This window comes from Aquimarina sp. AU119 (genome assembly GCF_900312735.1).
Classification (GTDB): Bacteria; Bacteroidota; Bacteroidia; order Flavobacteriales; family Flavobacteriaceae; genus Aquimarina; species Aquimarina algiphila.
This window is the reverse complement of sequence record NZ_OMPF01000024.1, coordinates 278,042-299,898: the sequence shown is the minus strand read 5'-3', so window position 1 is coordinate 299,898 and position 21,857 is coordinate 278,042. Positions and strand designations below refer to the sequence as shown.

The window sequence follows — 21,857 nt, the reverse complement described above, 5'->3', positions numbered from 1 at the left end:
CCTGTAATTTGTTTTTAACTATCTAAAGGGGTATTATTGTTCTAAATTCTATATGAGTACCTTTCGCACCAAATGCTCCATCATCATCACTACCCCATGCTTTTCCAGAAATACCTTGACCTACTTTTAACCAAAACAAGTATTTACCGAACCTATGCCTGAATCCTAAATTAAGGTTACCATTACTACCTTTTCGTCGTTCTCTTCGTTCTTCTTCTTCTATCCAAACTTCGTTTGTAAAAAAGTTTGTACTATAGTCTACTGTAAAACCTTTAAATGCAAATCCTGTTTCTAAGTGAAAGTTTGTGGGTATAATAGGCACTAATGTCATTCCTATTGCGGTATATACTGGCACTTCTTTTATTACGTTGTACTCTGTACCTAATAATACTTTATTAGCTAAAATGGGAAATGCGACCCCTTGGTAACCAAGGGAAAAGTCGGCTAATTGAAGATTAAGTTGAACTTTTTTAGAAGCTTCGTTAGCACTTTTAATTTCCTGACTTTGTATATGGAATACACTCATTAAACATATTAAAAGAGTTAACACTTTTCTTGTTAATTTCGTCATCATAAACTGATATAAACATTCATGTTTGCAAAACCTGTAATTTGTTTTTAACTATCTAAAGGGGTATTATTATTCTAGCTTCTGCGTGATTACCATTCCAAATGGGTTGTATATCATCATCATACCCTTTTTCTGAAATACTTTTACCTATTTTTAACCATAGTAGTGTTCCTTTATTTTTCTTTTACCTTGACATTTATTGAATTATTATTTTCTTTTTTATCAGTTTATCTGCCATCATAATTTTTACGATATATACTCCACTAAACAAATTTTTCACGTCGATTATATTCTGATTTGTTGTTAAAACTAACCTTCCCAAAGCATCAAATAATTGAGCTTTTTTAAGAAGGCTATTGCTTTTTATATACAATAGATCGGATACTGGATTAGGGTATATAGAGATTCCCTCGTCTTCTTCTATTGTATTGGTTACTGAAGAAGGTGGTATTGGAGATGTAATGAACCCCATTGATATGGTAGTACTTTCCAAATAGAGCTCTTGTATATTGACTTCTCCAATACTATACAGCACCTGTAACTCACTCACTACAGCACTTGCTCCTCCACTATCAACACTAAATTTCTCTATAGTTTGTGCTACTGTTATTGAAGTACTAAGCAACAACATGATGATTGTAACTAATTTTGTCATCTTATTATTCTTTAAACTGTTGTTCTAATTTTCCTAGACGTAATTCAACTGATTTTAGTTCGTTTAACTGCAAAGTCAGTTCTTCAATTTCATCATCTTGATTTGTAATAAGTTCTTGCTGTTGCTGGATAGCCTTAATTAGCACCGGAATTAAATCTGAATAATAAACTCCTAATCGACTCGTATGCCTATTTTTATTTGATGTTTTTACAACCTCTGGGATAACATCTTGTAATTCTTGGGCTATCAATCCTAATTTTAAATTTTGATCTAGTGTTTGTTTCCAATTAAAACTAACTGGGTGTAATTGTAAAATTTCTTCTAAACCATAATCGAGGGAGGTGATATTTGTTTTATCGCGTCTATCCGAAGTATTGATAGTTCCATCTACGGACCAAACAGCTCTCCATCGGTTAGACTGATTGCCTAAACTCATTAAATTATCTTCATTTGGTAACAAACTGGCATCAAAAGATAATTGATTAACTCCTGTATCTTCTATCGTTTCGGTACCTATTTTTAAAATACCATCGATATGTAAGCGCTCGTCTGGGTCATTAACTCCAATTCCTAAATTTCCATTTTTAAGTAAGGTTAATGCATTATTTCTATTTGAATTACTACCATTACCCACTATGAATAAAGGATCATCATGCACCCAGGTATCTGAACTACCTGTACTTACATTAAATCGACCAATCACTGTTTGGTATGATTGTGCTATGGTATTATCCCCTAAAGCAGTTGAACTATTTCCGTAAGCTGTTGTAGCATATCCCATAGCTAATGAATGATTACCTCGTGCTTCAGTAAAAGCCCCTATAGCTATTGCTCCTCTTCCTCTAGCTACTGTTTCTAAACCTGCTGCCATAGAGTTTTCACCAGTTGCTCTTGTCAGGTCCCCTAAAGCCACTGAACTCTCTCCTAGAGCACTTGTCTTGTCTCCTAAAGATACTGAACGATAACCTGTAGCAACTGCTTGCCCTCCCATAGCTACAGATGCTTCGTTATTTGATATCGTATTATTCCCCATTGATATTGAAAACTCACCTAAAGCATCTGTCCTGTTCCCCATAGCCACCGCTGCAATACCTGATGCAGAAGATTTTATACCAGCAACTACTGAATAATTAGACCCAGCTACTGATCCTCTCCCCATAGCAACCGAATTATCTCCTGTGGCAAATGTTTCATCCCCCATAGCAGTAGCATTGCTTCCTATAGCAAATGTCAAATCTCCCATAGCAGTAGAATTGTTACCGACTGCCTTTGTATATCTTCCCATTGAAGTTGAATTAATACCTGATGCTTCTGTACTATTTCCCATTGCTACAGAGTTACTTCCTATTGCCTTTGTATATACCCCCATTGAAGTTGTATTAGAACCAGAAGCTACTGTCTCATTTCCCATAGCTATTGAGTTTTCTCCTGATGCTTTTGTCTTTACTCCCATTGACGCTGAATTAATACCCGATGCTGTAGTTGCATTTCCCATCGCTACAGCATATCCTCCAGACGCTACTGTTTGATTTCCTGTTGCCATAGCACTATAACCGGATGCTTCTGTATCAATTCCCATACTAACAGCTCCCAGTGCAGATGATTTTGTATTGACGCCAAATGCCATTGATGATTCTTCTGAAGCTATAGCACCAAAACCAAATGCCATTGAATAATTTCCTGAAGCTGTATTGTTAAGACCTATTGCCGTTGAATTATCTCCTGATGCTATTGTTTGAAACCCCATAGTTGTAGATCCAAACCCTGAAGCAATTGTTTGAGTCCCAAATGCATTTGAAAAATCTCCAGTAGCCCCAAAAACATTTGATGGCACACTTGAATAACTCAAATCAACAGCATTATTACCTATAGTACCATAATTGTTCGCATTAACACCTATTAACCGCCAACCAACATTATTTGCTTCTTCAACCGTTTCTAAACCTGAAACATTGGCTGCTGTAGATGCATACTCCGCATAAGGTACAGTCATAAACTGCGTTGTACCTAAATCTACTAAGCCTTCACCTATATCTATTTGAACATTTAGCATTTGATTTTTTGTTGACCAATCTATCTGATTAAACTCTCCAAACACTGGAGATCCGTCTCCTATGTTTACAATTAAAACACCATTGGCATCTGTTTTAAATGATTGTATCTCTTTGTACACAGTTGTCTCATCTTGTTGGATTGTAAACTGTAACTCCACACTGGTATCAGCTAGAACATTACCTTTGGTATCTTTTATTAAAGCTTTATAATTGATTCCCTTTTGAGAAAAACCAACAATATTCATCACTAAAAAAATGAGTACTATAATTTTATGTTTCATCTTATTTTTTTATTTTTTTGCACATACTTAACCTATTTCGTTTATAACTAAAGTGGTAATACTATCCTAACTTCTAAATGATTTCCATTCCATACTGATTGTACATCCATCATTCCCTTTTTCTGAAATACTTTTGCCTATCTGCATTTATTAATCCATTAATATTCTAATTTCTGCATGATTTCCATTCCAAATTGGATGTACACCATCAAACCCTTTTCCTGAAATACTTTTACCTATCTTTAACCATAGTAGTGTTCCTTTGTTCTTGCCTAATCTAAATCTGAACCCTAAATTGATATTACCATTACTGGCTGTTCGTTTTGCTTTATCATCTTCATCATCTTCTTCTTTCACTAAACTTATGAATGCATTAGTACTATAATCTACCGTGAAACCTTTAAATGCTATTCCTGTTTCAAAATGTAAAACAGTAAATGGCGCTATTCCTATAGTAATTCCTGATGACGCATATGTCGATGTTTTTTTTGTAATGCTATATTCTACACTTGGCAAAAGTTTAGTCATCATAAGGGGCAATGCTACTCCTTGGTTACCAAAAGCAGCAGGGCTTAAATAAAAATTAAATTGAAATTTTTTCGAGGTTTTCTCAGTACTTCTAACTTCCTGACCTTGCATATAGAATACGCTCATTAGGCATACTAAAAGAGTAAATACTTTTCTTGTTAATTTCATCATCATAATCTGGCGGAAATCAAAGAAGCCTTTCTATCAAAGTCTTTACATAACATCACACTGTCAATAATCTATTGATTTTTTTGACAATAAAACTTTAAGAGTAGAATCCTTTTTGAGATTTTAAAAACTATTCTAAAGCAAAAGTTACTTTAACATAATGTTTTTGAAGTTCGTAAGGTCTTGCTGCATTAAAATATGATGTAGCTTTATTGGTATTAGGCGAGGTTTCTATATGCTGAATAGTACCAATCTTTTTGTTAATCTTTTTTGCTGTTAAATTAGCTCTATCTATAGCATTTTTTATAGCCATTTCATCAAGTATCGCAAGATCTGAATTTGTATTGTTTTTAGTTAAAATATCCACCACAGCTGATACTCCATTCATTCGCTGCTCCAACACTTTTTTTGCTTCTTCAAAAGATGCTGTTATATATTGATAAGTTAAAATTCTATTATAGGTTGATGTTGAAAAATTATACAATTTATTTAGTTTAAACTTTTTAAAATCAATACCTACTTTTTCTAATTGATTTTTATACTCTTCAATAACTTGCTCCTTTTTTATGGGGTCAATATTTTGATATACATTAGTAACAATGTCTTTAAAATCGACATGAATAACATACTCATTAACATCAAATTTTTTGGAAGCTTCGCCGATTACCGTTATTGTCTTATTTTGTTGTCCAAAAATTGGAGCGGCACACAATAATAATACTACAATTAATTTTTTCATGTTTTTTATTTTTAAACTAACCGATAAATCTAGGTGTCATTATCAACTAAGTCTTGTACAAAATGGACATCTACTTAAAAAAAAGAAAAACAATATTGTTATATTTAATTGTAAAGATTATCAATAAATATGACGTGATTTGAATGCCCGAAAATATTATTGACTTTTTCTCTTAAGAGCTAGTTTAGCTAATTGAACGTCATTATTAATAAACTTACTTGGGGATACTCCCATAAATTTTTTAAACTCTTTTGTAAAAGAAGGGTGGTCATAGAAACCGCACTCTAATGCAATCCTTGTCAATGATTCTTCTTTGTTCTGATTGATGATACTCATGATGGTATTCCATTGTAATGTTTTGTAATATTGTTTTGGAGAGATTCCTATAATTTTTTTAAACAAACGCAGAAGATATTTTTGATGTACGCCGACTTTTTCACAAAGGTTATTTACACTTCTTTTACCTAGAATATCTGTTTGCATAAATTCTATAACTGTATCTATCAAAGAAATTTTAGGAAGAGCGTTGGGGATTATACTTAATAGATAGTCTTCAAAAACCTCTTGAATATTGTTTACATTTCTGGGACAGTTTTCTAGTTGGTCTTCCAAAATTTGGGCACCTATAATAGAAAAATCGGCAGGAGGATTATCAGTAAATTTGCATCCATGTTTATGAAACAAACGATAAAACCCAGTTGGTGTAAACTCAATAGAAATCTGTTTAATACTACCCTGATGCACCATTGAAACACCTTCTTTTGTCGTAACCCCTAAGACATAAGCTCTTTTAGATAGAACTTCATCTTTTTGGTCAGATAAAGTCCGCATTAAGTCTCCAAAGAAAAAGGTAAGCCGAATTGTATCTGAAGGTGTTATTGGGTGCAACTGGGGATCAGAAGTTTCGTTTTCGATATAACATATCCTTTTTACAAAGGGTGTTAAAGCATTTTGTTGTAATGGTAGGATTGTAAATTTAAGATTTGACATAGCTTGTAATTTTAGGATTTAAAGCATTTTGATTGGTCTTAAGTATTCTTGACCACCTTTGGAAGAGTCTTCGAAAATTTAATGCCCAACTATGGCTCAGAATGAGACATATTTAACTGTGCTATACATTTTGGACAATGAAATAGTGGAAGACTTAAGTGAGCTTACAGCTTCTGTTGTTTTATAAGATTTTGGGATGTAATGAGAATTTACAAAACCGATAAACACCTGAAAATCTAAACATTACACAACTATAAATAACATTCACTGAAGCACCTGAAGCCTCGGTGTTCATGTTTGTACTTAAGCATATGATATGTCCTAATTGGCTATTGATTGATTTTACATCGATATCATTGCTTCGTTTTATCGATTGTCCTAATACAATAAGTATTAAGTTGATTAACTCTACTATTGAGGAGTTTGAATAATGTAGCATGACTGTATATTTTTAATATATAGTCAAAGCTATGTGAGGAAGTAAAAGATGTTTTGTATTATCGTTTCAAACACATGGACCAATGTCTCAAAACCATTAAAATTACTTTGTTTTGTGGTATTCTCGATATTGGGAAGGGGAACTTGAATAATTCTTCTTAAAAATTCTAGAAAAGTATGCTACATCTTCAAAATTGACTTCATAGGCAACTTCACTTATATTAAGGTTCGTGTTTTCTAATAGTGATTTTGCCTTTTCTAACCGAATTGTGTTAATATATAATGTTATTGATTTTCCTGTTAAAGCTTTAATTTTTCTATGCAATTGAGCTCGACTTGTACTTAACGATTTTGCTAGCTCATCTACAGAAAGCTTAGTTGTTTTAGATAATGCATAAGTTTGAATTTGCTCTATAAAATCAATGTCTATTTTCTGTATACTGGGTTGTTCTGATTGCTGTAATTGAAGTATTTTGCTAAAATACGTTCTGGTACGCTCTACTTTCTTTAATAAATTACTAATGATAAGTAATAATTCTTGTTCATTAAAAGGTTTGTATAAATAGGCATCTACTCCAAGTTTATAGCCTTTTAATTTTGCTTCTGTTTCTGTTCTGGCACTTACTATTATAAAAGGGATATGGGATGTTATTCCGTTTTGTTTTATTCTTTTACAAAATTCAAAACCATCCATTATAGGCATAGCCACATCACTTATAATAAAATCTATCGTTTTATTTTGAGCTATTCTAATTCCTTCTTCTCCATTCACTGCTGTATAAATACGATACATATTTTGAAGTAATTGTTTTAAATAAGCTCCAATCTCTAGATTATCTTCAACTATAAGTATTGAAAAATTGGTACTAGCCTTTACTGGTTCTTGATTTTTAATTACTTCTTTCAAGTTTTCACTTGCTTCTATAAATGGTTGAGATAATTTAGGTGATGTAAAAGTTGCATTATTGTTTATTGGCAACCAAATAAAAAATTGAGACCCCTTACTTACCTCACTTTTCACTTCAATTTTTCCTTGCATTAATTCTGTCAATTCTTTGGTTAGAGCCATACCAATGCCATTTCCCAAGTTATTATTTACATCAAAAGTTTTGTAATAACGATTAAAAATGTTTGGTAAGTGTTTAGCTTCTATTCCTGTTCCTGTATCTATAACTTGAACACATAATTGTTGCCTCTTCTTTTCAACTATCACAGTAACCACACCATTTTCCTTTGTGAACTTTACAGCGTTAGAAAGCAAGTTATTTATTATTTTCTGCAATTTATCATCATCAAAATCCATGATAAGCGTTTTTAATTTTGATGAAAATTGTAAATCTATATGTTTAGATTGCGCTAAGGAATAGTAATTCGAAACAGCAGTTTTTAAAAACAAAACAATGTCTGCCTGTTTATAATTCACCTCCATTTGCTTAGCATCTATCGATACCAAATCAAGCATTTGAGCGACCAATTGCAATAATTGATTGCTACTTTTTTCAATATGTTTCGCGTTATCGATAACACTTTTTTCAGAATAGTTTTTTTGTAGCCGCTTAGATAGCCCGTCAATAACCGTTAATGGTGTTCTAAATTCGTGGGAGATGTTGGCATACATTTTAGATTGTAGTGCATTTATCTCTCTTGTTTTTTGGGTTTTTATATTGGCTATTTTGATTTTTAGAAAAAGGTAGACGGCAAAGACAATACCACTTAAAATTAATAGTATATATAAAATGTAAGCAATGGTAGTTTTATACCATGGTGGTTTTATTTTAAGGCTAATTTGTAGTATGCTCACATTATCTTTATCATTTATATAAGCTTTGTAAACAGGCTTAACTGTTAAGACGTGTTTTCCATAAACTATATTTGAAAAATAGATTTCTTGGCTATTTGTTACTTTCCACCCTTCATTATCTAGCTTGTAAGCATAGTTAATATTATCTGTGTGATTATAATCAAAATTTGAAAAACGGAGTGTAAAGTCATTTTGCCAATGTGATAAAGTTATTTTATTTACAAAAGGAGCTTCAAAATTAGATAAATACTTTTCTTGTTTCCCATTTATTAAAATATCTGTTAAAACTGGTTTAGGCTTATTTTTATCAATAGGATGGTGTTTAACGTCTATACTTTGCACACCTTGAGAACCACCAAAATAAATCATATTGTTAGTTGAATCATAATATGCCGAAGTAAATAAATAAGAATTTGACACAAGCCCATCATCCGTTTTATAATTAATTAACCTTTTCTCTCGAACATTATAAATGTATATCCCATCATTATCGGTCGACATCCATATATTATTTTTAAAATCTGACCTTATTGCATTGATTTTTTTATCAAAAATATTATTATCAATTCGTAATCGTTCAAAATTACTTTCCTGATTATTATATTTAGATATACCGCTTTCGGTTGCAATCCAAATATCTCCAATATTGTCTTGAGTAATAGAAAATGTGATATTTGAATTTAAAGAATGTATATCGGTTTCATTAAATGTGTAATGTTTAAAAGGAAATTTTTTCATAGATAAATCAATAGATGTAACATTAGGCAACATAAATATGCCGTAAGTCGCAGTAACAATCCAAAGACGGTCATTATTATCTATTAGCATTTCTAAAATCTTAGATTCTCCGATATCTGATTCAGTATTTAACTTTATTCGTTTAATTACTTTTAGGTTTTTATCCGTCACAGTAATTCCAGAGGACCAGGTTCCAATCCATATTCTGTTTTTTCCATCTTGTTCTAGATCATAGATCCTAAAGTTTTTGTGATCGGATTCTTTTAGCGAAACCTTTTGATAAATGCTATCATTTTTAATTTTTAATAATTGCCCCTGTACATTAGTTCCGTATAAGTAATCTCCAAATTCACGAAGCCCCAAAATGTGGCTTCTAAATATGGTTTTAAGAGTATTATCATTGCTCACTTTTTGCAACCCTTTGCGTCCTCCTATGTATAGAGTATTGTTATGCTTTTCAATCTTTCTAGCTACACAAGGAATAAGTTTCTTGTTAAATAAAGGAAGCTTTAACGATTCTCTATAAACCCCTTTAGAGGTACCTATCCATAACTTATTTTGAGAATCAATAAACAATTTTTTAATAGATACTTTGTCGGTTGATAAATCTGAGCGAATTTTTATTAACTGATTTTGTTTGGAATTAAATGTATATAAATGATTATCTGAAGCGAAGTAGATTAATTTGTCTTTTTGTATAGCTTGGCTTATCTTATCTTCTACTAGTATATCTTTTGAAATGATATTTCCTGAATAAAAAAGCAATCTTTTACCTATCGACAATACAAGATTATCTTGTACCACATTTATCATTCTAATATTATTGTCAAAGGTTTGAGAGAATTGTATTTTATCTTCCAAGATGTTATATTTATATAGTGTTTTCCTATTAGTAAACCATAAATAATTACCTTGAGCTTGTATTAAACTTACTGTAGCTCCTTCTATAATTTTTTTAATGTTTCTAGTCTCTTTATCAAAAATATATACCCCTCCATCAGTTACCATGGCTAATAGGTTAGAAGATATTTTTTGCATCACAGATATTATGGTAGATTTTTTAAAACTAATATCTAATAAGCTTTCAATTTTTCGTTTTTTAGGATTAAAAATATTTAATCCTCCACCATGTGTTGCTATCCAGTATTCATTATTTGGGTAAGCTTCTATTTGATTAACAGCATTAGTTGTAAGTGAATTTTCATTTTCTATAGAGCGACGTAGACTATTAAACCTATAACCATCATATCTATAAAGACCATTATTTGTTCCAATCCAAATAAAGCCTAAACTATCTTGTATTATTTCATTTATTGATTGATTTGGTGAATTTTCAATTTTGGAAATTGACAATAAATCTTGCGTATAACTTATAGTTATAGTCATAAAAAATATAGCAAGAATTATTTTTCTCATATTTTAAAACTTTTAGTAAAAGATATTAAGTGAAATGTTTTTTTACAAATCATGTTGTATTTTACTAGATAATTTTTTTTGATGAAAACAAAAAGGCTGTAATATATTTAAGGATTTTATTAGTTCCTTCCTTTTAAAGCTAGTTCAGCTAATTGAACATCATTGTTAATGAACTTACTTGGAGATACTCCCATAATTTTTTTGAATTCTCTAGTGAAAGATGGATGGTCATAAAATCCGCATTCTAATGCGATTCTAGTTAATGATTCTTCTTCGTTCTGATTGATGATACTCATGATGGTATTCCACTGTAATGTTTTGTAGTATTTTTTAGGGGAGATTCCTATAACCTTTTTAAACAAACGGAAAAGATAACGTTGATTCACAGCAACTTTCTCACAAATATCTTCTACATTTCTTCTACCAGTAATATCTTCTTTCATCAATTTTATTACCGTACTTATGAGTGGTATTTCTGGAAGCGCAGTAGGTATTTTGGAAAATAAGTAGTTTTCAATAACCTCTTGAATATTTTCTATCTTTCTTGGACAATTTTCTAACTCCATTTCCAATGCTTGCGCATTTATAGTAGATAAATCGGCAGGGGGCTTATTTGTAAATTCTTTGCCTTCCTTTTTAAACAAACGATAAAAACCTGTAGGTGTGAATTTTACAAAAATTTGCTTAACAATACCTTGATGCACTATTGAAACATCTTCTTTTGTTATAATCCCAGCTATACAAGCTCTTTTAGGAAGAGGAACTATTTCTTGTCTATGTGCAGTCCTCATCTGGTCTCCAAAAAAAAAGGTAAACCCAATGGTGTCAAGTGGAGGAAGTAGATGAGACTGAGGTTCTATAGTTTCATTTTCTATATAGGAAATGCGTTTAACAAAAGGTTCTAATTCTTTTCGTTTTAATGTTCGCACCTCATATTTTAACGCTGATGTATTTAGTTTATTGACATTGTTCATAGGAGTTAGCCTAAAATTACAACTTACTTACAATTTGATTTATATAGAATTGTATAGATTGTTTACTTTTAGGTAATATACAACAAAAACTAGTTTTTGGATTTTTTTAATTCTTTAAAACAATCTTCCTACTTCCCTTTAGCTCCTTAAACTCAATCTCTAATTTCTCATTATCACCTAAAACAAACTTAGACAGTACATACACAAACCGTTTTTTCTCTCCAGTCTTGACTAGATTTGGCATTTTAAATTTGTGAATCACTTTTTGTTCCAATTTTTGATAAGAAGCTTTACGCTTTTTAATTAAATTTTCAAGCGTATGAATTGTTGGACCAATAGATTCTTTTGGAGACACATTATTGATTTCAAAAAAGTCCAACATCATAAGTAGTGTCATAGAATTAGATGCTCTCATTTTCTTACTAAAAACTCGAAACTTTTTAGTAACGGAAGCTTTAAAGGTAATCGTAGTAAATTCTTCTTTTTCGTATCCGTTATCCATTTTTACTCTAAAAATTTATTGGTTTTTCTGGGCTGAACGCCTTTTTACTCCTTTTTTCAATGATGCTTTAACGAGTGATTTTCCAATTCCTCTATTTGCTCCTGTAATTAGGGTAATTTTGTCTTTTAATGTTTGCATATTTCGTCTTTAAATTAATAATTACCATGCAAACTTACACTCATGCTAAAGCCTATAAAACCTGATACTTGCTGTCTTAAATATCAATAGTTCTAAAAGTTAAATTTATTCTTGCATTTTTTACTTTTTTGGTTGGTGGTAAACGATGTAACCAATTTGTTTGCGTTTTTCCTTTCATAACCAATAAGCTACCTTTTTCCAAATGGACAGAAACTGTTTGTTTTGTAGTTTTATGTTTGAATGAAAATTTACGCTCTGCTCCAAAACTTAATGAACCAATTGCCCCATTTTTCTTCAAATCTTTTTCTCCGTCACTATGCCAAGCCATTCCCTCATCTCCGTTATGATATAGGTTAAGCAAACAAGAATTGAATTTTTCCCCTATTTTATTTTCTATAATTTCTTTAAGTTCTAAAAGTTCTTTAGTCCAAGGTAGGGCGGATTTAGTGGTTTTTGAATAGGTGTAATTAAATGGTTTATCTCCATACCAAGCTACTTTTCGTTTGGTAATAATCAATTTTCCAAAAATGATTGCTTTGTCATTTTCCCATTGAATATTTTGTAATAATTGGTCAAAGTAATGTTGCGATTTTTCTATGCTCATTATTGAACCATAATAATTTACTTCTCCATCAAAAGGTAATATGTTTGCATTCTTTGTGATATTAAACAAGTCCATTTTTCCAAATTTTATAGTCGGCACGTAAACAATGTCCGCAGGGTCTAAACCCAAGTTCTTTGGCTTGTTCTACTGTATTGAAGAAAACACGATTTTTGGCTTTCATTCTTTTGCCTGATTTGCATTGCAGAGTTCCGTAAATTTTTAGGTTAAGATTTCCTCCGTAAACAATTTCTTTTCGTTTAATTTTTTGATGAAGTTCGGCAGCATCAATATCGATATGTTTTATCATTTTATTAGTTTGTTGCATCATGAAATATAACACCTAAAGTATGTCGTTCTCCACTAATTACTTCACTAACTCCGTGTTTCATATTTACTCGATAATAACCTCTTGTTCCTTTAACTGGTCGGAAATTTGTAGTAAAAATGAGCATATCGCCTTTTTTTGGTTTTAAAACTATAGCTTTTGATTGTGCTCTTGGTGTTTGTTGTGTCAAAACAAATTCTCCACCTGTAAAATCTTTATCAGTCTTGTTTAAAAAAAGAACACATTGTATAGGAAAATAAACGTCTCCATATAAATCTTGATGCAAAGTATTAAAACCTCCTTTTCCATATTTTAAAATCAATGGTGTTGGTTTTAACTGGTTATTTTGGTGGCAAAGGAATTGTAGTTCTTCCAATGTTTTGGGAAATATTTTATCGATATTCAATACTTTCATCCAAAGGTTTGCGATAGGCGAAAGTTTAGGATAGATAGTTTTTCTTAGTGTTTGAATAATTTTAGGAAGTGGATAATTGAAGTATTTATATTCGCCCAAACCAAAACGATAGCGTTCCATTACAACCGTTTTTCGATACAGGTTTTCGCTATTGTATTCTTGTATTAATTCATTGCAATGTTCATCTGATAGAATTTTGGGAATAATTGCATAACCTTTTTCGTTCATTGATTCAGATACAGATTGCCAATCGGTTGTAGCAATTTTTGTTTTTAGATTTTCCATTGCTATATAATACTATTTGAAGTATTGATTTTTGATGCTTCCCAACCAATAATGGCTGTTTTTCTAGTAGTTCCCCACATATAACCACCAAATACTCCTGTGGATTGAATAACTCTATGGCAAGGAATTAAGAAAGCAATAGGATTGTTTCCAATAGCAGTTCCTACTGCTCTTGGTGCTTTCGGTTTTTGAATGAGGTTAGCAATGTTACCATAAGTTGCTAAATTTCCCGTTGGAATTTTCAAAAGTGCTTCCCAAACTTTTAGTTGAAAATTGGTTCCTTTTAGGTGTAGTTTTATTTTATTAATCTTGCTCCAATCTTGTGTGTAAATTTGTAAAGCATTTTGTTGAATTTCGTCTGTTTGTTGAATAAATTTTGCTTTGGGAAATCGTTTTTCTAATTCAGAAAAAGCAATTTGTTTATCGTCCGAAAACCCCATATAACAAATGCCTTTGTATGTGGAAGCAACTAAAATTCGCCCAAATAAACTTTCTGAAGAGCTATAGTTTATAGTTAAATTTTCTCCTTTGTTTTTGTATTCTCCAGGTGTCATCCCCTCAATTTTCACGAATAAATCATGCAATCTACCTGTACCTGAAAGTCCTGTTTTGTATGCCGTTTCAAATAATGTGGATTGTGAATTATTCAGAATTTGTTTTGCATGTTGAACACTTATAAATTGTAAGAATTTTTTAGGACTAACACCTGCCCAATCAGTAAACATTTTTTGAAAATGAAAAGGACTTAAATGTACTTTTTTAGCAATCTCCTCAAGTGTTGGTTGTTCCGTATAGTTATGTTGTATGTATTCGATAGCTTCTGCTATTCGATTATAATTGATATATTCTTGTTCGTTCATACAAATGAAATTTTATAATAACAAAAATAAAAGTGATTCAACTAGAATAAAACCCGAAACTTGCTTATTATTTTTTATTATCTAAGACCTTGCCCCAAGCAACAATGGTATGCCAATTGGTGTCGGTCTGCTTTTCTCCATCTTTATCCTTATAGTTTTCATTGGTAGCCAAGGATAAACGGGCTACTTTTTTACCGCTTTCAAGATTGGTAATTGTTGGCTCAATACCAACGTTTCTGATTAACTATACATGATTTTTGATAGTACTCATAATTATAGATTTAAATTATTAAAAAATTGATTTACTTATTATATCCAGAGTGTTTTCCTTTTTTATTTTTTTAGCTCCACTCCCTTTTTGGATATTTTGAGATGATTTCATAGTCTGATATTTTGATTTACTTCCCATAGCCCCTTCGTTGTTAGCTTTTTTTGATGCCCCGTATGATTCAATATTCAGATTTGATAAGACGTATAAAAAAGAGGAAGGAACGAGCCTGATTTATACCGTAGTTCAAAACTGAATGTTGTTGTTTTGCTAACAAAAAAAGCTTGATGATGAGGGCTTGGTAAGCAGATTAAAAAACTTCAGGAATCTTAATATGGTGGTTGTGGAAGTAAGTTAATTTTGATTTTACGAATTATTGAAGATTAACCACTCTTTGCGTTGTAAAGTAGTATGCTTTAATTCCTAACTACTCACATAGCTTATTACTTTTTTTGTTAAAATATGTAGTTGACTACATATTTTAATTATATTTGTAGTCAACTACATAATATACTATGAACTATTTGAAGAATTTACAGATAATCGGAGTAACAGCACGAGTCAAAAGAATTAGTGACACACTAATGCATGATGCACGGAGAGTATATGACTATCTGGAATTACCAATTGAACCGAACTGGCATCTTATATTTCTATTATTAAAGGAGCAGAAACAACTTTCTGTAACGGAAATATCCAAGGCTCTTGAATTTTCTCATCCATCAGTTATTACAATTATAAAGAAAATGAAGAAAGTCGGTTACGTAACTAGCAGAGCAAATGCTAAGGACTCACGTAAGCAAATAATTGAACTTACAGAAAAAGCATATAAGGAATTGCCAAAATTACAGGCTGAATGGAATCAAATAAAAATAGCTGTCCGCGATATTTTTGATAATGAGTTTTTAGGACAATTGGCGATAGTTGAAGAAAAAATGGAACAAAAAGGGTTGCTTTCGAGAGTAATTGAGATTAAAACTAGTAAAAATGAACAAAAGTAATTTTAGTATAAGTTATAGTATTGAAATATTAGAAAGCACTCCAAAGGTAGTAAATGGTTTACTCAAAGGGAAAAGTGGATTATGGATTCAGAATAATGAGGGTAAAGGCACTTGGAGCCCTATTATGGTATTAAAGCACTTAATTCTAGCTGAAAAAAACAACTGGATACCAAGAATTGAAATTATCCTAACGGATAGAATTAACAAAACTTACAAACCATTTGAAAGACAAGAAAATACAATTGAGCAACAATCTCTCGATGAAATTCTAATGCATTTCAACAATTTGAGAGTTCAGAATATTAAGAAATTAAAATCAAAAAAAATCTCTGAAGATGATTTGAACAGAACCGCAATACACCCTGATTTTGGGGAAGTTACTTTAGCTCAACAAATAAGTGCCTGGTGTGTACATGATTTAGGCCATATCTCTCAAATATGCAGGACTATGGCATTTCAATACAAAGAAGAAATCGGTCCGTGGAAAAATTATATTTCAATAGTAGGTAATAAAAGATAAGAGTATGTACCAGATAAAAAATACTGAAATAAAAGATTTTGACTTTATCTGCTGGATGTATAAAGAGGCAATTAAGTATCAAAAGAGAAACAACTACTTCGGATGGGATTCCATTGACAAAGAGTATCTTTTAAAAGAAATAAAGAATGGATTAAACTATAAAATAGTATATAATAATACTATTTTATGCGCTTGGGGGGTGGTTTTCTCTGACCAATTAATTTGGAGAAAAAAGGAAAAAGGAACCTCTATTTATCTCCACAGGATTGTTGTAAACCCAAATTTTAAAGGCCAAAAACTTTTTCAAAAAGTCTTAAAGTGGGCAATCGATTATTCAATTAAAAATCGTTTGAAAACTGTTAGAATGGACACTTGGACCGCAAATCCTGCAATTATAGAATTCTATAAAAAATATGGATTTAAAGTTGTTGAAGAATATACAACAGGAGGTACTAAGAATCTACCAATTCAACATAGAAACTTAGAGGTTACATTATTGGAATACTTAATAAAATAATTATGCAAATAACTAACATTAATGAGTTCCTAGACTATTATTCAAAAATAAAGGATAGAACGGAAAGGCTATTTAACTATATCCCTGAGGAAAAAATTGAATGGACTTATAAGACTGGAAAATTTACAATAGGTGATCTAATAAGACATCTCGCCAATATTGAAAGGTACATGTTTGCTGAGAATGTTCAATTCAAAGAAAGTAAATATTCTGGATGTGGGAAAGAGTACGCACTTGGATTAGTAAATGTGATTGAATACTATAAAAACAAAAAGAAAGAGTCTATAGAAATGCTTTCAAAACTAACAGATGGAAATTTAAGAAAAAAATGCCTAACACCAAGTGGTGTTGAAATTTCTATATGGAAATGGTTACGCGCTATGCTTGAACATGAAATTCATCATAGAGGCCAGTTATACCTTTACTTAGTTATGCTTGATGTTAAAACTCCCCCTATATTCGGATTAACATCCGAAGAGGTAATAAGAAATAGCATTAAATAAAATTTATGGCTGATATTCTTGGGTATATGGGGTAATTACTGGATTACTTGCTGTAACCAAGAAGAAAATGCTCCCATTTAGGATATTGCATATTATCTCTTGTTCATTCTATATATTTTATGTTTTTTTACCCCAGCTTATCCCGTATTGGTTTCAGAATTATTGTTCATAGCAATACAACTGTATAATTTTAAAAAACTGAAACATACAAAAAACGGATATCATAAAAAGCACAATTAGAGGATTAACACTTATTAAAGATTCACGATAGTTAAATAGTTCGTAAGTATAAATCATTCTCACTGTTTTAGTTTTGAGTCAAAACAATTTACAAATGAAGTTTGATTCCTTTATTTCTAAGAAAGAAATGACATTTAAGTTCATATTCTATATATTCAAGAAACTTAATATCTAAAATGCGAAATTGGATTGAAACACTAGAGTTAATAGGAGAAAATGTCAAATTAATTCCAATGAAGAAATCTCATAAAAACAGTCTTCTACAAGCTGCATCAGATGGGAAATTATGGGAATTATGGTTTACTTCTGTTCCTTCAGCCAATAATATTGACAATTATGTCGAGACTGCTTTAACACAAAAGCAAAATGGAATTCAATTTCCATTCGTGGTAATTGACAGAAAAAGTAGAAAAGTTATTGGTTCGACCAGATACTGTAATATAGATTACAAACATAGACGACTTGAAATTGGATATACTTGGTACGCTAAAAAACATCAAAAGACAGGAGTCAATACAGAATGTAAAACTCTTTTTTATTAAAACATGCATTTGAGAACTTGAATTGTATATCTGTTCAATTTATGACGCATATACATAACTTCCGCTCAAGGGTGGCAATTCTAAGGCTTGGTGCAGAGCAAGATGGAATATTAAGAAATCATAGATCAAATAATAATGGGAGCTATCGAGACACAGTTGTTTTTTCAATAACTAACTATGAATGGGGTGAAGTAGAAAAATGATTGAAATATTTAAGAAAAAAATATGATAGACAATAAAGAAATTAAGCCTGAATTTAATAAACACAAGTATATACATAAAAGTGGAATTGATAGATGGGACTTCTATAAGCAAATTGCTCAATACTATTTTTAACGAAGTTCTTAAAATAAATGCTATTTTATATTGGGTTGAAATAGTATAAATAATATGTTTACACTATCAGAAAGTAAAGCATTTTGCTTTAAGTTCATTTATAGTATTATCAACAAATCGGCTAACAGTTGAGTTTCTAAATCTGTAACTAATTCAAATACAAAACATTGCGCATCAACACTATACTCCTACCATCCCGACAAATTAAATAGAACCTTGTAATTTAAAATTACAAGGTTCTATAGTTTTCAGACTATCATAAATAAGAATTGAATTCATATGATGTAATAAAACAAAATCCCGTATTTGCTATTTGCATACAGGGATGTTATTTTACTAATAAAGATTCTGATCAAAGTTTTACATAGTCTTTATCCATTATTTATATTTATAAGTGAAGTAGTTTTGCCCAGACACTATTCCTTTTTGAGATAATACTTTTTATGGAAGTACTTATAGCATAATTTACCAACTACAAAATAACAAAGAACTACAAATACGCTTCCTAAATATATACCATTCTCTAAAAGTCCTTTAAAGTCATATTTATAGATAAACAAACCAATCGAAGTACTAAAATTGAGTAAGCCATATATAATGTTTTGACTATTCCCAAAACCTAAACCGCTAAACATTCGCCCTTTCCAGATTCCGAGTACATAATGCGGAATTGTATTTATTAAAGTAAGACCTATAACAAAGTCAATATATGTTAATCCCATAGTATAATATGATAAATTAGTTATGCGTGATTGAAATTGGAATTGAGTAACAGAAAACCTGTTCTTCGCTAACCATGGCCCAAAATGGTTTTGAGTCCTTTAACAATTGTAAAACCTTATTTTCACCTGGTTCAACTTCTATAGAAATTACTTCTGCTTTCTGACCAGTAGTAAACCAAGTAACCTCTGATTGTACATTATTTCCATTTTTTATCTTTCCGCACATATTGACAATTCCTTGTGCTATCAAAGGTTCTGTTGCCTGTTCTTTTTTTAATTGTATATGTAAACGTTCATCTTCGTCTCCAAATATCGTGCTCATATAACTTCCTTTTTTGGCTGTGATACTGATTTCTGAAGAATATTGATATGGAAAGCCATAATTCGATTTCATACTGGCCAAAACTTCTTTGTTATTGGTTTCTCCCCAAATGGCCCAATGCCCTGGAGTACCATTTTTACTCTCCATAAATTCTACCTCGACATAAATAAATGCAATGGAAAAAATTGGCATTCCTTGTACACGTGAGGTTGTATACAACTCTAGTCCAGCCGTTACCTGGCCATCTTCTTTTATTTTTGGTTGAACTCCTTCAGGCAAAATTTCTTGTACACCATGGGCATCGAGATTGAACAGCACGATCGAAAAATTTTCACTTTTTGCCATAAAAGGTGGTTCTAGTATTTTTTGATCAAGTTTTTGAGCATTTAAAAAACAACTCGATATGATTGCTAGTATTAGCGAAAATAGTAGTTTTAAGTATTTATTTGTTTTCATTTTTAATGGATGTTTTGATTTCGTCATATGCGTGGCCCAGATTTAACTCACGCCCTCCAAAGAAGATAATTTTATCATGAAAATCACTTTGTATATATTCATCTCGTTTTATTCCTTGTTTGATCATTCTTATACTGGTAATAATAAAACCCGAAATGTCGTTAAGAAACTCTTTAATTTTATCCCGATGGTATAATCCCACTCCATGACCCGGGATGATTTTTCCTGTTGGCCTGTCAATAACATTTCTAAGCTCCTTTTCCCAAAGTATGAGCGAGGCACCAAATCCTTCAATATCCAGGGCAAGCCCTCCCCAATAAAGATCGGCTAGATATAAAAGCTTAGTGTCAGGCAAATACATTATGAGTGATTTCCAACTCTCATTCTGGTCGATAATTTCGAATTCTGCGGATCTATTGGCAAATGGAATAGTAAAATTTTTGTCCACTTCTATATTGGGATGAACTATATCATATGGTTTTACCAGTTTTTGTGGAGAAACTTCCTCATAGGCTTGATATAGAATTTTTGTGGTTTTTTCTATGTGATCGTTCTCTCCCTTAATTGAGATAACATCAATTTCACCAAATGCTTCTTTGAACAATTTAATTCCCATAAAATGATCTGCATGTGGATGTGAAATCACAATTGTGCCTACCTTCTTTTTAGGGAATATGTTTTTTAACTGTTCAATTAACAGCAGATTATTCTCATCAGAAAAATGTGTATCAATAAGGATAAGTGTATCATTGTCTTCTAATATAATAGAGGTCAAAGCCCACGTGCCACCACCTTGAAATATATATACATGATCTTCAATCTCATATAAGGTTTTAGTGGGAGCAGATGCTGATTGTTGTGAGAAAGCACAATGAAAAAATATAAGAAAACATATGGTGGAATCAAGTAATTTAAATCTCATTTGATTTGAGTTTATACATAATATTATAATTTATTTTATTGTTCTATTTGCGGCTATGCCGTATTCCTTGCGTTCCAACCTGCTGCAACATCTAGTGCAGCCCCCGTAATATACCGTGCTCCTTCACTACAGAGAAAAACAGCTGTTTTTGCTATTTCTATAGGATCTAACAAACCAATGGGCAACGTATGAACAGTAGATTTTAAGTAAGAATTGAACCCTTCTCCTCTATTTTCTACATCTGGTTTTCCGAATATTTGAGCCATATGCTCATTTAGTACAAGTTTGGTTTTCACACCAGTTGGGCAAATTGTATTACAAGTAATACCATATTCACCTAATTCGATTGCCATACTTTTTGTAAAACCGATTACACCCCATTTGGTAGCAGTATATACTGGAAAAAAACCTGTGCCCTCTCTACCAGCCATTGAGCTAATGGTTATAATTCTTCCTGAGTTTTGCTCTTTTAGAATAGGAATAACCCCTTTAACGGTATTAATTACTCCCTTTAGATTAATATTCAATAGGGTCTGGGTGACATTTTCATCATGACTCAGCAAATCTCCAAAACGCGTTACTGCCGCATTAGCCACTACAAAATTTATTTTTCCAAATTTTTTCTTCGTTTCGGATAGTGCCCTTATAAGGCTTTTTTCATTTCGCACATCACCTTTAAATATTATACAACTTACATTGTATGATTCTATCTTTCTTTTGGCATTTTCTAAATCATCAATTGAAGACAATTCATAGGGCACATCTTCTATGTTCATGGCTATATCATAAATAGCAATGTGAACACCTAGTTTGGCCAATTCTTCTGCCGTGCTAAAACCTATTCCTCTGGCACCTCCGGTAATAAAAGCAACTTTTTTTTCAAAATATAAATCATGAGCATCATCAGAAAATATGCTACTGGGGCTAAAACCAGCTATAGACATCCCACCCATGGTTAACGCAGAGGTCTTTAAAATTTCTCGTCTGTTCATTTTTCGGCTCATATCAATTGTTTTTTAATGTGGT

The 21,857-nt window shown here is 31.5% G+C and carries 23 protein-coding genes and 1 pseudogene; 5 read left to right on the top strand and 19 right to left on the bottom strand.

The genetic code is table 11. The annotated features are described in order from the left end of the window. Positions 1-22 precede the first annotated feature (22 nt). The 15 genes and pseudogenes from DK442_RS22745 to DK442_RS22680 all read right to left on the bottom strand — a co-directional run. A complete protein-coding gene (locus tag DK442_RS22745; protein ID WP_109438209.1) occupies positions 23-526 on the bottom strand; it encodes a hypothetical protein in 504 nt (167 codons plus the stop codon). A gap of 241 nt (positions 527-767) precedes the next feature. Then, the gene (locus tag DK442_RS22740) at positions 768-1,226 is read right to left on the bottom strand and encodes a T9SS type A sorting domain-containing protein (RefSeq protein WP_109438208.1); all 459 of its coding nucleotides are present in this window, start codon (positions 1,224-1,226) and stop codon (positions 768-770) included. A gap of 4 nt (positions 1,227-1,230) precedes the next feature. After that, positions 1,231-3,561: a tail fiber domain-containing protein gene (locus DK442_RS22735; RefSeq protein ID WP_109438207.1), complete on the bottom strand. Its 2,331-nt coding sequence runs from the start codon at positions 3,559-3,561 to the stop codon at positions 1,231-1,233. Between the two features lie 150 nt (positions 3,562-3,711). Further along, positions 3,712-4,215, bottom strand: coding sequence for a hypothetical protein (locus DK442_RS22730; RefSeq protein ID WP_160114307.1), 504 nt, complete (start codon positions 4,213-4,215; stop codon positions 3,712-3,714). 172 nt (positions 4,216-4,387) lie between these two features. Further along, positions 4,388-4,996: an SIMPL domain-containing protein gene (locus DK442_RS22725; protein ID WP_109438205.1), complete on the bottom strand. Its 609-nt coding sequence runs from the start codon at positions 4,994-4,996 to the stop codon at positions 4,388-4,390. Positions 4,997-5,152: 156 nt separating this feature from the next. After that, positions 5,153-5,986 (bottom strand): helix-turn-helix transcriptional regulator, encoded by an 834-nt coding sequence (locus DK442_RS22720; RefSeq protein WP_109438204.1) that lies wholly within the window; start codon positions 5,984-5,986, stop codon positions 5,153-5,155. Positions 5,987-6,167: 181 nt separating this feature from the next. Beyond that, complete coding sequence (locus DK442_RS28345; RefSeq protein ID WP_160114306.1) at positions 6,168-6,425, bottom strand: hypothetical protein; 258 nt, start codon at positions 6,423-6,425, stop codon at positions 6,168-6,170. A 102-nt stretch (positions 6,426-6,527) separates the two neighbouring features. Continuing rightward, the gene (locus DK442_RS22715) at positions 6,528-10,379 is read right to left on the bottom strand and encodes an ATP-binding protein (RefSeq protein ID WP_109438203.1); all 3,852 of its coding nucleotides are present in this window, start codon (positions 10,377-10,379) and stop codon (positions 6,528-6,530) included. Positions 10,380-10,498: 119 nt separating this feature from the next. After that, positions 10,499-11,353: a response regulator transcription factor gene (locus DK442_RS22710; RefSeq protein WP_109438202.1), complete on the bottom strand. Its 855-nt coding sequence runs from the start codon at positions 11,351-11,353 to the stop codon at positions 10,499-10,501. Between the two features lie 106 nt (positions 11,354-11,459). Then, positions 11,460-11,855 carry a BfmA/BtgA family mobilization protein gene (locus DK442_RS22705; RefSeq protein ID WP_109438201.1) on the bottom strand — a complete coding sequence of 132 codons (396 nt, stop codon included), beginning with the start codon at positions 11,853-11,855 and terminating at the stop codon, positions 11,460-11,462. A 214-nt stretch (positions 11,856-12,069) separates the two neighbouring features. Then, the gene (locus DK442_RS22700; protein WP_109438200.1) at positions 12,070-12,672 is read right to left on the bottom strand and encodes an alpha-ketoglutarate-dependent dioxygenase AlkB; all 603 of its coding nucleotides are present in this window, start codon (positions 12,670-12,672) and stop codon (positions 12,070-12,072) included. Further along, positions 12,659-12,904 carry an Ada metal-binding domain-containing protein gene (locus tag DK442_RS22695; RefSeq protein ID WP_109438275.1) on the bottom strand — a complete coding sequence of 82 codons (246 nt, stop codon included), beginning with the start codon at positions 12,902-12,904 and terminating at the stop codon, positions 12,659-12,661. The genes DK442_RS22700 and DK442_RS22695 overlap by 14 nt, the downstream gene beginning before the upstream one ends. Positions 12,905-12,908: 4 nt before the next feature. Then, on the bottom strand, positions 12,909-13,622 hold the full coding sequence (locus DK442_RS22690) for a 2OG-Fe(II) oxygenase (protein WP_109438199.1): 714 nt from the start codon (positions 13,620-13,622) through the stop codon (positions 12,909-12,911). A gap of 2 nt (positions 13,623-13,624) precedes the next feature. Continuing rightward, on the bottom strand, positions 13,625-14,482 hold the full coding sequence (locus DK442_RS22685; protein ID WP_109438198.1) for a methylated-DNA--[protein]-cysteine S-methyltransferase: 858 nt from the start codon (positions 14,480-14,482) through the stop codon (positions 13,625-13,627). 79 nt (positions 14,483-14,561) lie between these two features. After that, positions 14,562-14,723: pseudogene (locus DK442_RS22680) on the bottom strand (single-stranded DNA-binding protein); the annotation flags it as partial. 611 nt (positions 14,724-15,334) lie between these two features. Here DK442_RS22680 and DK442_RS22675 point away from each other — a divergent pair. The 5 genes from DK442_RS22675 to DK442_RS28685 all read left to right on the top strand — a co-directional run bounded on the left by DK442_RS22675 (position 15,335) and on the right by DK442_RS28685 (position 18,073). After that, the gene (locus tag DK442_RS22675) at positions 15,335-15,751 is read left to right on the top strand and encodes a MarR family winged helix-turn-helix transcriptional regulator (RefSeq protein WP_160114305.1); all 417 of its coding nucleotides are present in this window, start codon (positions 15,335-15,337) and stop codon (positions 15,749-15,751) included. Continuing rightward, on the top strand, positions 15,738-16,271 hold the full coding sequence (locus DK442_RS22670) for a DinB family protein (protein ID WP_109438196.1): 534 nt from the start codon (positions 15,738-15,740) through the stop codon (positions 16,269-16,271). Before DK442_RS22675 ends, DK442_RS22670 begins: the two co-directional genes overlap by 14 nt. A 4-nt stretch (positions 16,272-16,275) precedes the next feature. Beyond that, positions 16,276-16,788 carry a GNAT family N-acetyltransferase gene (locus DK442_RS22665; protein WP_109438195.1) on the top strand — a complete coding sequence of 171 codons (513 nt, stop codon included), beginning with the start codon at positions 16,276-16,278 and terminating at the stop codon, positions 16,786-16,788. A 2-nt stretch (positions 16,789-16,790) separates the two neighbouring features. Beyond that, positions 16,791-17,291, top strand: coding sequence for a DinB family protein (locus DK442_RS22660; protein WP_109438194.1), 501 nt, complete (start codon positions 16,791-16,793; stop codon positions 17,289-17,291). Positions 17,292-17,707: 416 nt separating this feature from the next. Next, positions 17,708-18,073 (top strand): GNAT family N-acetyltransferase, encoded by a 366-nt coding sequence (locus DK442_RS28685; protein WP_235011014.1) that lies wholly within the window; start codon positions 17,708-17,710, stop codon positions 18,071-18,073. A gap of 752 nt (positions 18,074-18,825) precedes the next feature. On the opposite strand, the gene DK442_RS22650 is transcribed toward DK442_RS28685, so the two are convergent. The 4 genes from DK442_RS22650 to DK442_RS22635 are packed head-to-tail and all read right to left on the bottom strand — an operon-like array spanning position 18,826 to position 21,835. Beyond that, the gene (locus DK442_RS22650; protein WP_109438193.1) at positions 18,826-19,131 is read right to left on the bottom strand and encodes a hypothetical protein; all 306 of its coding nucleotides are present in this window, start codon (positions 19,129-19,131) and stop codon (positions 18,826-18,828) included. 16 nt (positions 19,132-19,147) lie between these two features. After that, the gene (locus tag DK442_RS22645; RefSeq protein WP_160114304.1) at positions 19,148-19,909 is read right to left on the bottom strand and encodes a hypothetical protein; all 762 of its coding nucleotides are present in this window, start codon (positions 19,907-19,909) and stop codon (positions 19,148-19,150) included. Continuing rightward, a complete protein-coding gene (locus DK442_RS22640) occupies positions 19,896-20,831 on the bottom strand; it encodes an MBL fold metallo-hydrolase (RefSeq protein WP_109438191.1) in 936 nt (311 codons plus the stop codon). Before DK442_RS22640 ends, DK442_RS22645 begins: the two co-directional genes overlap by 14 nt. Before the next feature lie 53 nt (positions 20,832-20,884). Further along, entirely contained in the window at positions 20,885-21,835 is a 951-nt protein-coding gene (locus DK442_RS22635) for an SDR family NAD(P)-dependent oxidoreductase (RefSeq protein ID WP_109438190.1), read from the bottom strand. Between the last annotated feature and the right edge of the window lie 22 nt (positions 21,836-21,857).